8 protein-coding genes and 1 pseudogene are annotated in these 13726 nt (G+C 68.8%); 3 read left to right on the plus strand and 6 right to left on the minus strand.

The features are described from left to right. Window positions 1–34: 34 nt before the first annotated feature. From AB5J49_RS00100 to AB5J49_RS00120, 5 genes are read right to left on the minus strand one after another with little or no spacing between them, the layout of a single operon-like run. Window positions 35–1876, minus strand: a complete 1842-nt coding sequence (locus AB5J49_RS00100; RefSeq protein ID WP_369166391.1) for a TniQ family protein — start codon at window positions 1874–1876, stop codon at window positions 35–37. Next, the gene (locus AB5J49_RS00105) at window positions 1877–3160 is read right to left on the minus strand and encodes an AAA family ATPase (protein WP_369166393.1); all 1284 of its coding nucleotides are present in this window, start codon (window positions 3158–3160) and stop codon (window positions 1877–1879) included. After that, complete coding sequence (locus tag AB5J49_RS00110) at window positions 3157–4014, minus strand: hypothetical protein (RefSeq protein WP_369166394.1); 858 nt, start codon at window positions 4012–4014, stop codon at window positions 3157–3159. Before AB5J49_RS00110 ends, AB5J49_RS00105 begins: the two co-directional genes overlap by 4 nt. Further along, window positions 4002–5402 carry a hypothetical protein gene (locus AB5J49_RS00115; RefSeq protein WP_369166395.1) on the minus strand — a complete coding sequence of 467 codons (1401 nt, stop codon included), beginning with the start codon at window positions 5400–5402 and terminating at the stop codon, window positions 4002–4004. The genes AB5J49_RS00110 and AB5J49_RS00115 overlap by 13 nt, the downstream gene beginning before the upstream one ends. Beyond that, window positions 5402–6223, minus strand: a complete 822-nt coding sequence (locus AB5J49_RS00120) for a TnsA-like heteromeric transposase endonuclease subunit (protein ID WP_369166396.1) — start codon at window positions 6221–6223, stop codon at window positions 5402–5404. The genes AB5J49_RS00115 and AB5J49_RS00120 overlap by 1 nt, the downstream gene beginning before the upstream one ends. Window positions 6224–6485: 262 nt before the next feature. On the opposite strand from AB5J49_RS00120, the pseudogene AB5J49_RS00125 reads away from it, so the two are divergent. Further along, window positions 6486–8208: pseudogene (locus tag AB5J49_RS00125) on the plus strand (PHP domain-containing protein); the annotation flags it as partial. A 153-nt stretch (window positions 8209–8361) separates the two neighbouring features. On the opposite strand, the gene AB5J49_RS00130 reads toward AB5J49_RS00125, so the two are convergent. Continuing rightward, window positions 8362–9267 carry a transposase gene (locus AB5J49_RS00130; RefSeq protein ID WP_369166397.1) on the minus strand — a complete coding sequence of 302 codons (906 nt, stop codon included), beginning with the start codon at window positions 9265–9267 and terminating at the stop codon, window positions 8362–8364. A 111-nt stretch (window positions 9268–9378) separates the two neighbouring features. On the opposite strand from AB5J49_RS00130, the gene AB5J49_RS00135 reads away from it, so the two are divergent. Together AB5J49_RS00135 and AB5J49_RS00140 are read left to right on the plus strand one after the other, a co-directional pair. Further along, a complete protein-coding gene (locus tag AB5J49_RS00135; protein WP_063737429.1) occupies window positions 9379–9819 on the plus strand; it encodes an Lrp/AsnC family transcriptional regulator in 441 nt (146 codons plus the stop codon). Between the two features lie 731 nt (window positions 9820–10550). Then, a complete protein-coding gene (locus AB5J49_RS00140) occupies window positions 10551–13502 on the plus strand; it encodes an aminotransferase (RefSeq protein ID WP_369166398.1) in 2952 nt (983 codons plus the stop codon). Window positions 13503–13726 lie beyond the last annotated feature (224 nt).

The raw sequence follows: 13726 nt of genomic DNA on the forward strand, positions 1-13726 counted from the left end.
CACGGAAACCACGGCGCCGACCCGCCAGGGCGGTTCAGGCTGCGAGCCCGGCTGCGTACTCATCCAGGAGCGGTCCGAGGGACCGGACGTAGGGATCCCGCCGGGCAAGGAGCCTTGTCATCGTCTCTCCCACCGGACTGCGACGGGCGAGCGCTGCGCCGGCGCCGAACGTGAGCGGGTCGATGGTAGGGGCGAGACGCCACTCACTGCCGGTGAGGTTCGACCAGACGAGCGCAGACGCGCACTCCTCCAGGCGGCTCCGAGTTTCGCTGAGGTCTCGGTGGGGCTTCGCGCCAGGCAGACCGCTGATCAGGTCTGCCCGGTCTTCGCGGGGCAGGGACCAGGACGCGAACCGTTCGCGGCGTTGCCGGTAGTCGATCGGATCAGGGGCGTGACCGATGTGCGAGGCGAGGGCTTCAAAGGCCGTGGTCAGGTTGAAGGGGCCGGTGCGGAGATGCATGTTCAGCGGGGGAAGTTGTTGGCGTGGCTGGCCGTTGAACCAGGTGCCGGGGATCTGCAGGAAGTCGGCCGCTTCGGCCATCGACTGGCCGGTGGCGATTTGGACGAGTTGGACCGCGGCGATGCGGCGGAGCTTGAGACTTCGCGGGAGGGGGCGAGGAGTGGAGGCTTCGCGGAGGACGGTGAACCACTCCTCGGGCAGGTGTTGCGGGATGTGTTCTGGACGGTAGCCGTGGGGCCGTGGGGCAAGGACCGGCTCGTGGCCGGCAGGCATCCGTGGCTGCTGGGATTGGAATGCCTGCTTGACCTCGTATTCGATGACCGGCGAGTGCTTGAGGGAAAGCAGGTTCCAGGTCCTGCCCCAGGCCGGGTCCAGATTGGAGGGAGCGTGCCTGGCCAGGTCCTGGAGTTCTTTCCGTAGCTCTCTCAGGGGCAGGTTCAGCAGCTGAGTGGCGATGCTCAGCACCGCTGCTGTTGCCGGGGCAGAGGGTGGGGCGCAGTCCCACCGATGCTGGCCGGTGCTGCCGTCGGGCCCAGGCTGGGTCGGACGGCGAAGATCCGTGGAGAGTGCCCTGGCCACGGCCGGCGTGAGGTCGCCGCGCCAGCTGTGGGGCCAGGTCGCGCAGATGATCGCTGACAGATGACGCAGGTCCGACAGCCGGCCCAGGCTTCGGCTCGGATCGGCGGTGTCCTCCAGGAGAGCGAGAAGTTCGGGCTGGAGCCGTTCCAGCTCGGGCGGGAGTTCGATGCGCGGGGGATGGGAGGAGTCCAGTCGGTGCTGGCAGAGCGGGGCACCGTACCCTTCGGTGATCCTGCTTCTGCACTGGGCCGGGTGGAGTCCGGAGGCGCCGGGGCTTTCAATGAGCCGCGGGATGACGCGGCGGCCGCGGCTGTCGCCGCGCTGGCGGCAGGCCAGGCAGCCGTGCTGCAGGAAGACCCGGTGTTCCAGGCAGGCGAACACGATCGGCAGGTGCCATTGGAGTTTCCAGGCGCCGCCGTGTCGACGCTGGATCTCGCTGCCGTCCCCGGCCAGGCACTGCGGGCAGTGACGCGGGTTGGCGAACAGCAGCCACGTGGGCGGGGTGAACCGTTGCCGCGGGCTCTGGGCGGGGCGGGCCATGACCTCCGCGAGGGAAGGGTGCGTGGCGAAGTAGGGCCGGAGGGTGAGCTGGTCGACGGCCTTGGGATCCAGGCGGGTGGCGGCGGCGAATCTCTGCTGTTCGCTGGGGTCGAGCATGAGCAAGAGCCGCTTCGGGGCGAGACCGGTAGATCGCCTGCCCGGAGTCAGGCCGGTCCGCCAGAGGACGTGGCCCGGTGCCTGGTCCAGGCGATGAGACAGCCGCAGGATCAGCCCGTGCAAGCTCTCGCCGGGCAGTGGGATCAGGCTCCTGGGCAGCGGTTCGATGGGGTGCATCATTCAACTCGCGGCTTCGTTGGAGTGCTGCGGGCCGTGGTCGTCGAAGGAGGAGTTCCTGCTGGCCTTGCGGGGCCTTGCCCGGCTGGTCGTCGGCTTCGGGGCTTCGGGTTCACCGGTGTCGTCCGGGGCTTGGCCGATCCCGCGCGCGGGATTCTCACGGCCGATGATGATCCCTTCGAGGAGTTCCTCGTCGATCTCCTCCTTGCCGCTCTGCATGGCGGCGATGGCGGCGCCCCTGACCAGGCGGCCGAGGATGCCGACGACGCCCGCGCAGCGGCCGTAGAGGTACTCGGGCATGCCGCCTGAGGTGAGCATGCCGGGTTTGGCCTTCATCAGCCGCAGGTGGTCCTCGATGCCCTTGAGGTGGTTGACGAAGTGCTGCATCTCTGCGGGGGTTCCGTAGGGGAAGCGGTCCAGTTCGACCAGGTCGAAGCGACGCTCGGTCTGGGTGACCTCCAGGCCGTGTACGCGGTGGGTCTCCAGCGGCGGAAGGACCCACTGCTTCGTCTTGCGGTCGTAGGTGGCCTCGCGCAGCAGGCCGGTGCCAGGGATGTTGACGCCGGACAGGATCAGTGTGATCCCGCAGCCCATCAGGGCCCGGATCATGTCCAGGACGTCCTGGTCGTCCGAGCGGTGCATGCGAATCCGGTTGATGTCGTCCAGGATCAGGACCATGACGCCGTGGTCCCTCAACGAGTCGGCGACCTGCCGCAGGAGTTGAGGCAGCGTCATCTTGCGGATGTCGGGGCCGAAGAAGTTCAGGATCGACTCGCACAGGCTCTTGGGGGTCGCGGTGACCGGCGTCGAGACGTAGGCGACGGGCGCGTGCAGATCCCAGGTGCCCTCGACCGACGCGGGATCGAGGTGTCCGTGCAGGTCCAGCCAGTAGTCCTCGAACGCGGCGGCGAGCGCGCAGACGGCGGCGGTCTTGCCGTGGTTACCGAAGCCGCTGACCATGACGCCGGGAAGGGTGGCGTCGTCCTGGATGAACGGGTTGCTCAGCAGACGCCGGTCGATAACTTCGGTGACCTTGGTCAGCATCGGTGTCTGCTGGAGCGGCAGGTTCACGTTCGTCACCTGCCGGTAGAGGTCGTAGTCAGAGCGGCGGTCCAGGGGGATCGACCTCAACTGGGCCGCCGTCAGCATCGGCGCGGGCACCAGCAGGCCGCGGGTGCGGCGATAGTGCTCCCAGCCGGCGAACGTGTTGCGGTGCGGGTGCTTGCGCAGGATGAGCTCAGCGATCCGGCTCCGCGACGGCAGGCCGGCCAATGGGTCTTTGCTCATCCGTGCTCCTCCGACAACGTGTCGTCGCCGTCCTCGTCGGGCCTGTCCGGCAGCAGGAACAGGCGGCGGTGCCGCAGGGAGTCCACCAGCAGCGGCGGCGCGACGGGCTCGCCTAGCTGGGCCGTCTCCCCCCGCTGGCGCCGGGTGGCGTCGACGGCCTTCGCGACCGTCCGGGACTGCTCGCTCCAGGGCGCAGGCTGGGCGGCCCGATGCCCGCCCCGGTCCGCGGCGGCGGCCTGCGCACGGCTGCTTTCGCGTGACCGCGCGGCGCGCTCCCGCTTCTGCGGCTGGGTCGGCCACTGGGAGACCGGTGTCACGGAGTTGAGGATCTCCAGCAGCACCGGCAGCAGGTCCTTGTCCGAGCGTGGCCCGAGCTTGTGCTCCTTGACATAGGCCAGCAGGTTCGCGGCAGTCGTGTCCGAGAAGGCCGGGATCTCGCCCTCGGGCGGCAGACCGTTCCAGCGCAGGACATGCCAGGTGTCGTGGACGACGGGATCTTGGAAGAAGACCTGGCGCCGGTCCCTTCGGTCACTGCGGATCACCCACTTGCCCGCGTGTTTTCCGCCTCGGTCGGACGGGAGCCGGTAACGGGGCTCGTCGAGTCCCTCGGCGTGATACCAGAGCCCGAGGATCTTGACCCCGCGGCGCGGATGGATCTTCACGTGGTGTTTGCGCAGGACCTTGTAGTAGAGCTCAGGCTCAGGGATCTGCAGGGAGAAGCCGCCCTGGAGCATCGCCGCGGCGAACAGCGAGTTGGGACTGTGGTCCTCACCCGGCCCCCAGGCCGGCGCGTACTCCCCGAGTTTGCGGTTTTGCCACACCTGGACGATCCAGCTCGCGATCAGGTGTTCCATCCGGCCAGGGTGAAGACCGCGTCGCCCTCCGGGTCGGCCCCGCGGTCGGCGACGTCGGCGCCCGTGAACCCGAGCAGATGCTCGAACAGCAGCGTCTTGATCGAGGAGAATGCGCGCTCGACGGCGAATTTGTCGCTGGCGCGAAGGGTGCGGGCGGGCAGGATGTTGCAGCCCAGCTCGCGTTCCGCGTCCACCAGGTCGTGGTTTTTGTAGGGGCTTCCGTGGTCGGTGGTCACGGTCTCCGGCGCGAAGAACGGCAGCGCCGCAACCCCGCAGCCGGTGAACTCGGCGATGACGTCGGCCGGGACCCCGGGGTAGGGCCATTGCATCTCCTCGCCCCAGCCCTCACGCATGGGCAGGGGCAGCATCACGTCCCGCAGTAGCATCGCGACGTCCACCGAGGTGTCCGACTGCAACGTCAGACGAAAGGCCGGCAGGGAGTGCGAGTAGAGATCCAAAGCCAGAGTCAGCGTCGCAGTCACCGTGTCCCCGAATACCGTTTCGCGCAGTTTCACGGGCATCGGAGTCGAGTCGAGGGCCAGCACCTGGCCCGGCCGGTGCACCACTACCCGCCTGGCGACGCCGGCTTCCTCAGCCTCATCCGCGGACCGCTCGTAGCGCTGCCGGCCGCCTCCGGGACCGAACCACTCGTGCCAGACCCGCCACAAAGTCGTCCGAGACGGGATCTTCTCGGTCGGGAACTGCGGGTACTGCTCCTTCATGTACTGGTGCAGAAGGCGATGCTTGGCCGCCATGCCGATGCGGGCGCGGTCCTTGCATTCCTTCCTCACCGCGAAGATCGCCTCGCGGACCTCTTCGGTGACGCTCCGGTGCCCGCCGCTCCGGCGGGTCCACCGTCCGTCCGCGCAGGCCAGCAGCAGGCTCTCGCCGGTCGCGGACGACAAGCGCTCCAGCGTCCGCAGGCTCATGAAGCGCAGTCCCAGCATCTCCGCCTCCTGCGGAGGCATCGCCTTCAACTCGGAGACCTTCACCCGCCGGCGCTCGGTCAGCGTCGTCCGGTCGGGGTCATAGGCGGGTCTCGGCTCGCCGGGCTGGGCCCGCGAGGGGTGGCCACTGCGGAATCCCGTCATTGCCTCCAGGACGTGTTCAGCCCTGATTCGGGCGCGACGGTGCTGTTCCGGGGTGAGATCGGCCGCGTCGCGAGGCTGGGTGCCAGGCCCTGAACCGACCGCCTTCACCTCCTTCGCCATCCGGGCGTCGGGATGATTGATCAGCCAGCGGATCGAGCGCGACTCGACATGTCCGTCAGCGTGGGCCAGAACGAAGAGTCCGAGCTGCGGCTCGACCGACTCGACGATCCACTCCACTGCGTTCAGCAGGATCCGGCGGCCTGGCGCCAGGCCCAGGAGCCCCCGTCCGGCCCCCACTACCCGCACCCCATCGCGGCAGAGCCTGGCCAGACCAGCGAACGGTCTCCCAGCGGACAACCCAGGTCAGTCGCGAGCCGGCGATGCCAGAGCATGTGCGTGACGTGCGCGCGTGCCACCACCGGAAGGCTGGTCGACGCCGCCAGCTCCGTGAACGTCACCGGACCCGAGCCGACCGCCCCCTCCACCTGCTGCTGCAGCCCGAGAGGGTCCTTCAAAGGCCGGCGCTGGGACGACAGATGATCCAGAACGCTGTGGACATGAGGGCGCCACTCGGTCACGACTGAGTAGTGCCAGCCGCAGGCTGACGCCGCCTCCCTGGCAGCCGCGAACTTCAGCGCGTCAGATTCCTTGATCAGATTCCCCGGGCGGACATCGAACAGCCACAGGCTGCCGTCAGGCAGAACCGCCAGGAAGTCCGGGATGTGCTGGCTGCGGCCCTGCCTGTGCTCGAAGTCCAGGCAGAACGGCTGCGGCAGCACATCCGATACCCCCAAGAAGTCCAACGCGAGCAGCAGCCTCTGTTCCTCCAGGGACTCGAACCCGTGATGCCGCCCCGTGCAGACCATGAACTGCAACCCCGGACGATGCCCCTGCCGAGCCCGCCAAGTGAACTGCCGCACCGGCTTCGACGAAGACACCGGCACGGACCCCATGTCACGGACCGGCCATGACACCTCACCCTCACCAACCAGCCATGTCCCACTCCACCGGCGCGGCCACCCATCCCCGAGCACCAGCCGGTCACGAATGCGACCTTCGTCATAGGCCGCGATCAACTGCTCCAGACCGCATGAGTCCGAGCGGATCTTCGCCTTCATCACTCCGCGCATGGGGCAACAGGAGCACTGCCGCACCCGACGCTGGCGCAGATCACCGCATCTGCTCGTTACTCAGCGCGATGTGATCGCTTGCAGCGAGAACTCGCCAACTCCGATGAACAACCGCCAACAAGCCTGAACGGTCACAGCGTCACAGCGTGGAATAGCATCAAGTCACCCGTTCGCACGCTTGTGCGATTTCGAGCTATGGTGGATACCTGGAGAGGACACAGGTCAGGGAGGGACAGGGGAAAGGCGGGAGGTGCGAAGCCGTGGATTTACTCATCTGCGAGTCGCCTCCGGGTACAGCGCCCGCTACAGGGCCCCCTCCCCGGCGCCCTCGTGCAGCGCGCCGCCGAACGCGGGATGACTGCGCTCGCGCTGACCGACCGGGACACCGTTGCGGGTACGGTCCGCTTCGCCAGGGCCACCGCGACCGCAGGCATCCGTCCCGTCTTCGGCGTCGACGTCGCCGTCGCCCCGCTCACCCCGCCGAGCCCGACTGCCGTCCGGCCGCGTACGCCCGCACGCGGCGGCGCGCATGTACTGGAGCAGCCGCTGCGGATCACCCTGCTCGCACAGAACCCGACGGGGTGGGCTCGGCTGTCCCGCCTGGTGTCCGCCGCGCATGCCGAGGCCCACGGAGCCCTGCCGGTCGTGTCCTGGTCAGCTCTGCGCACGTATGCCGACGAGGACCTGGTGGTGATGCTCGGTCCTTCGGCCGAACCGGTGCGGGCCCTGTCCGCTGCCGCCCCGACGTCGCCGAGCAGCTGCTCGCGCCGTGGCGGGAGCTCGCGGGCGAGCGGCTGCGACTGGAGGCCGTGCATCTGGGACGGCAGGGCACCGGTGCGGGATCGCTGCGGCTGGCCGCGCGGACCGTGGGCCTGGCCGACCAGCTCGGCGTGCCTGCGGTGCTGTCGAACGCGGTCCGCTACGCCGATCCCGGCCAGCACCGGCTGGCCGATGTGCTCGACGCGGCCCGGCTGCTGCGGCCCGTCGACCGTCGGCACCTGGACGGCGGCGAGCGTTGGCTGAAGGACCCGGCCGCCATGGCCGCGGCCGCCGAGCGGATCGCCCTGGCCATTGGCGATGACCCGGCCCGGGCCGTACGCCTGCTCGAGGAGACCGAAGCCACCGGCCAGTCCTGCACCCTTACCCCAGCCGAACTCGGGTTGGGGCGGCCGCACTTCCCCGAGCCGTCTGTCGTGGGCGCTACCGGCGAGCCGGGTTCGGCGATGCGGCTGCTGCGGCAGCGGTGTGAGGCCGGGATGGTCGCACGGGGCCTGGACACAGACGAGCGTGCCGTACGACAGCTCCGATACGAGCTGGACTGCATCGGCAGGCTGGGCTTCGAGGGCTACTTCCTGGCTGTGGCCCAGGTGGTCGCGGACACCCGGGCGCTCGGGATCCGGGTCGCCGCGCGCGGCTCCGGGGCCGGGAGCATGGTCAACCACGCGCTCTTCATCGCCACCGCCAACCCCCTTGATCACCACTTGCTCTTCGAGCGGTTCCTCAGCGAGCGCCGTACGTCGCTGCCAGACATCGACCTGGATGTGGAGTCCGAGCGGCGTCTGGAGGTGTACGACGCGATCATCGAGCGGTTCGGCCGGGAACGGACGGCGGTGACCGGCATGCCCGAGACGTACCGTGCGAGGCACGCCCTCAGAGACAGTGGACTTGCCTTGGGGATTCCGCCGCAGGTCGTGGGCGAGATCGCCAAGTCGTTCCCCCATATCCGCGCCCGCGACATCCGCGCCGCCCTCAGCGAACTGCCGGAGCTGCGACAACTCGCCGCCCGGGCAGGGAAGTTCGGGTCACTGTGGGAGCTTGCGGAGGGCCTGGACGCCCTTCCCCGCGGCTACACCATGCACCCCTGCGGCGTGATCGTCTCCAATGCGTCGCTGCTGGACCGGCTCCCGGTGCAGCCGACCCCGGCCGGCTACGCGATGGTGCAGGCCGACAAGGAGGACGTCGATTCTCTGGGGGTCGAGGCTGTTGCCGTGGGGCCTGTCTCACGTTGATGCAGCTCAGCGACTCGGTAGGTGAGTCTATGCATCACGACACCTGTGGTGCTAGAAGGCCGATGAAGATCTTGCTATTGGGGGCTGTCCGGCCGCAGGCCGGGCAGCCCCTGTTGGTTATGCGTGAGCCGGTGAGAGTGCCCAGGCGCCGTTGGTTCGGGTGAGCCCGAGGGTGATCAGTCGGCGGAGGTTGAGGGCGGCGGCTCGGGTGTGGAGCCAGGCGTTGTTCTTGAGGGTGCCGCGGTAGCGGAGGCGCCGGTTGCCGTGGTGGACGAGCCAGACGACGGCGCGTGTTCGACCGGTGGTCGCCAACGCCGGTAGTCGGCCTGCCAGCCGGTGTCCTGGGCGGTCTGGCGGCGGGCGGAGGCAAGCAGGTCGTGGTGAGGCCGGATGGTCAGGATGCGTCCGGCCTTGGTTTGGTGCACTGCTCGCGCAGGCGACATCCGGTGCACAGATCCCGAAGACGGCCTTGCGCTGGAGGTGCTGCCCGCCGGGATCCGATAGCGGGACGGTGTGCCCGGCGGGGCAGGTCACGGTGGCGGTTGTGGTGTCGATGTCGAAGTCGTCGAGGGTGAAACCGCCGGGGACGGCGGGCCGTAGCGGAGCAGGCTTGACGAACAGCCGGTGCCCGGCCTGCTGCAAGGTGTGGCGGACCTCGCCGGTGGAGTAGGCGGTGTCCCCGAAGGCATCCACCGGGATGTCCTCGTCGGCAAGCAGGTCAAGGCCGACGGTGGCCTCATGGTGCTCGGCGCCGGCCCCGGGCCGCAGGGCGACGGCTGTATATAAGCCGGTCTCGGGCTCGGTGGCCAGGTGGGCCTTGTAGCCGTCCTGCCGGTGGGTGCGGGTCTTGTGCACGTGCCGGGCTTCGGGGTCGACGGTGGAGACCATGCGGCCCGGGGCGGTGCCCCGGGTGATGCGCCAGCGGCCGTCACGCCCGTCGGAGTCCTCGGCCGGCTCCTGGCCGGGGCTTCGGCAGGGCTGCCGACGAGGCAGGTTCCATGTCCGGTGCCACGTGGCTTCCAAGATCCGAACGATCGATTCGATTTTCTCGGCGGAGAAATCGATGGTGTTCTGTACGTATTGCGCGTGAATCGATTGCATGCTTAGCTGTTCGCGCATCTGGGAGGTGTCCTTATGGACGACATCGATCGGGCCATCCTGCGCGAGCTGCAGACCGACGGTCGCATCCCCTACGCCGATCTCGGCCCGAAGGTCGGCCTGTCGGCGTCGGCCGCTCGGCAACGGCTGCAGCGGCTGATCGACACCAAGGCGGTGCAGGTCGTCGGTGTCACCGACCCGATGGCGATGGGCGGGCAGGCCATGGCCCTACTCGGGCTCCGCGTCGACGGCGATCCGCGAGCGGTGGCCGACGAACTCTCACGCCACGACGAGGTCGTCTACGCCGTGTTGACCGCTGGCACCTTCGACTTGTTCGCCGAGGCCGTCTGTCGCCATCCGCGTGACCTGCTGGACTTCGTCAACGACGTCGTGCGTCCCATCGAGGGCGTGACAAAGGTGGAGAGCTTCCCCTACTTCGGGATTCACACGCACCGGTTCTTCTGGAACGTCGGCTGAGAAGCGCCGTGATCACCGTTTTCGCACCCCCTCGCACACGGCACCCGGAAGGGACAGCCTGCCCAGGCCCACCCGCAGTACGTGAGCGGCTGGTGTCGGCCTGAGGCCACTGTCGAGATCGGCAACCGCCGCACACGTGTTCCGGACATGGCATGGCATGGCACGGCCGCCCGCCGAACAAGCACGTCATGTTCGACAACACCGCCTGGACGCAAGGACTGGCACCGCACGATCTTCGGGCACCGATAGCCCGCCACACAGTCGGGGACCGTCCGCCCCGCCCGGGGGGGGACCGATCGCCACCATGGGCCCTGACCAGGCCGCCCCTCCCGAAAGGCCAGCACGCGCATGGAGCAGTACAAGCCCGAACGCCTCTCCCCGGCCCAACTGGCGGCCCTGTGGCGCAGCCTTTGACGTCGCCGCCGAACCGTACCGAGCCGCCGAAACTCCGATGGGCACCAGGAGATCGACCGCCGCGGTCTCGCCGAGGGCCAGGAGTACCGCGGTGCGCACCCGGGTGAGGCATCCGTGGACTTTGTGGCGGCGGACTGAGGCGGCGAGGAAAACCCTCGACGCTACTGCGGACCTCCAACTCTTTGTTTTTTGCACCCACTTCAGTGATCCGCGCGAGGGCGTGGCCCGCCGCCCTGCATCACCTCTGTCTGATCACGCTCGCCGATCCGCAATGACCGGGCTGTCGCGGGTCAACCAACTGATGAACGGAGAATTCGATGGGCATCTCCCCTGCCGAGTGGCTGGTGGCGCCGATGGTCGCAATCGAGGAGGAGCGGGCCGAAGCCCTCCTCACGGAGCGATTCGGCATCAAGGGAACACTCGAGGATCTGGGCAGCAACCACGACCGCAACTTCCGGGTGCGCACCGGTCCGGATGAGCACGGGTACGTCTTCAAGGTCTTCAACCCGGTCATCGACCGCGCGGTACTGAGGGCGCAGTCCGAGGCCACCGAGCGCCTGGCCCGGGCGCTGCCGGAGCTGCGGCTACCGCGGGCCCGGGTTGGAGTCGACGGGGAGCACATCCAGACCGTCTCCTTGGACGGCCAGGACTACGACTGCCAATTGCTCGACTACGTTCCCGGTGAACCCATCATGGACAGCCGCTATCTGGCTCCGCGGGTGGTGGCGCGGCTGGGAGAGCTGGCCGGACGCATCACCGCGGCCCTGGAAGGCCTCGACATACCGACTCCGGACAGGCCGATGCTATGGGACCTGCGCAACGCCCTCGACGTTGTCGAGACCCTGGCCCCGTACATGGTCGACCAGCGAAGGGCCGAGCGTGTGCTGCGAGCCGCCCGCGCGGCACAACAACTGGTGGAGCGGCGCGCCGCGCGGCTTCCCATACAGGTCATTCACGGCGATGTGGCCGACAACAACGTGGTGTGCCGGACGGACCCGGACGGCCGCCCCATACCGGTCGGGGTGATCGACTTCGGAGATCTCACACACAGCTGGGCCGTGGCCGAGCTGGCGGTCGCCTGCACTTCCGTCCTGCATCATCACGGAGCCACACCGGCTTCGGTGCTACCCGCGGTCCGCGCGTTCCACGCCGTACGGCCGCTCGTCGGAGACGAGCTGGACGTGCTGTGGCCCCTTATCGTGCTGCGCGGCTGCGTGCTGGTGGTATGCGGGCAGCACGCAGCACTGCAGGACCCCGGCAACGGCTACGCCACAGCGGCCCTTGACCGTGAGTGGGCCATGTTCGAGGCCGGTGCCTCGGTACCGGCCGAGGTGATGGCGGCCCACTTCCGGCAGGTGATCGGCGAACCCGCCCCGCACAGCGATCCACCGACCTCGAGCCACCCTCTTCTCCCCGAACTTCCCTCCGAAGCAACGGTGCTCGACCTGTCCGTAACCAGCGACGCGCTGCACGGCGGCGGCTGGCTCGATCCCGACGCGGAGTCCGCTGTGGTCGCACGGGCACTCGCCTCGGGCGGCACGGCAGTGCTGACCCGGCACGGAGAGTGCCGTCTCACCCGCACACAGGTCGACAACACAGAGCAGAGCGCCACGCTCGCGCTCGGCGTGGAGGTGCACCTCACCAGCCCGCTGGCGGTCCACGCGCCATGGGCTGGCACGGTCACCCGGCACGCCGAGCACGGAGTGACCCTGACCGCCGGGGGGCTGCACCTGGTGCTCGACGGCATCGACCCGGCTGTCGCGGTCATCGACGGAGGAGAGGTCGTATCCGGTCAGCAGTTGGGCACCGTCGCCGCACAGGGCAGCTGGTATCGGTTGGATGTGCAACTGTCCCGGCTTGGCACGGGATTTGCACCACGCTTCACTCCGCCAGGGCTGGACGCGGGCTGGCTGACGATGTGCCCTGATCCCACCGGCCTGATCCTCCCCCGGGCGGACCGCCCCGTGGCGGACACGCCCACGGAGCCGGAGAGCGTCCTGCTGGAGCGTCGAGTGAGGTCTTTCGCCACCGTGCAGGAGCACTACTTCCAAGCGCCTCCGCAGATCGAGCGCGGCTGGCAGCACCATCTGGTGGACACCCGAGGCCGCGGCTACCTGGACATGCTCAACAACGTGACCGTCCTGGGCCACGGTCACCCGCGACTGGCTGAAGCAGTGCACCGGCAGTGGCAGCGGCTCAACACCAACTCCCGTTTCCACTACGCCTCGGTGGTGGAGCTGTCGGAGCGGCTGAGCGCGCTCCTGCCGGACGGACTCGACACCGTCTTCCTCGTCAACAGCGGCTCCGAGGCCGTGGATCTGGCACTGCGGCTTGCCTGGGCCGCTACCGGGAGGCGCGATGTCGTCGCGGTGGAGGAGGCGTACCACGGCTGGACCTACGCCGGTGACGCCATCTCCACCTCGACGGCCGACAACCCGAACGCCTTGGCCACCCGCCCCGCGTGGGTGCACACAGTCCCCACGCCGAACAGCTACCGCGGCCCGCACCGCGGCCCTGAGGCGCACCTCTACGGTCCCGAGGCCGCGGCCGTGATCGCCGACCTGGTCAGGTCCGGACGCCCTCCAGCGGCGTTCGTGTGCGAGCCCTACTACGGCAACGCCGGCGGAATGGCTCTGCCCGACGGCTACCTCGAGCAGGTCTACGCCGCCACCCGGGAATCCGGCGGTCTCTGCATCGCCGACGAGGTGCAGGTCGGCTACGGTCGGCTGGGCTCCCACTTCTGGGGCTTCGAGCAGCAGGGCGTCGAACCGGACATCGTCGCTGTCGCCAAGGCGATGGGCAACGGTCACCCCCTGGGGGCGGTGATCACCCGTGGCGAGATCGCCGACGCTTACCGTTCGCAGGGCTACTTCTTCTCATCGGCCGGCGGCAGCCCGGTCAGTTCGGTGGTCGGACTGACCGTGCTCGACGTGCTCCGCGACGAAGGTCTCCAGGACAACGCCCGCACGGTCGGCGCACACCTGCGAACGCGGCTGCTGCGACTCGCCGACAAGCACCCGCTGATCGGCGCCGTCCACGGCAGTGGCCTGTATCTGGGCGTCGAGTTCGTCAGAAACCACGAGACACGGGAGCCGGCGACCGAGGAGACAGCCGCCATCTGCGAACGGCTACGGGAACTGGGCGTGCTGATGCAGCCGACTTCGGACCGGATGTGCGTCCTGAAGATCAAGCCGCCGCTGTGCCTGACCACGACGAGCGCCGACGTCTTCGTCGACGCCCTCGACGACGCACTCACCCAGGGATGGTGACACACGGTACGGGTGTACCTGTCGGAGGCTGTCCTGCGGCACCGATCAGCGGTGGCACCAGGTCAACACAGCCAAGTCAGAGCCCAGCAGCGAGCACACCGGGTGACAGCTGCTGACCTGCGTAGTCGCGCGTCGAGCCGGCTGTGGCCGCCCGGAGCCCGCGTAGCCAGTAAAACGTCCTCTCGCCGGCTCCCCAACACCCGCACCCACCCTGTACGACAACC

This window comes from Streptomyces sp. R28 (assembly GCF_041052385.1).
Taxonomy (GTDB): Bacteria; Actinomycetota; Actinomycetes; order Streptomycetales; family Streptomycetaceae; genus Streptomyces.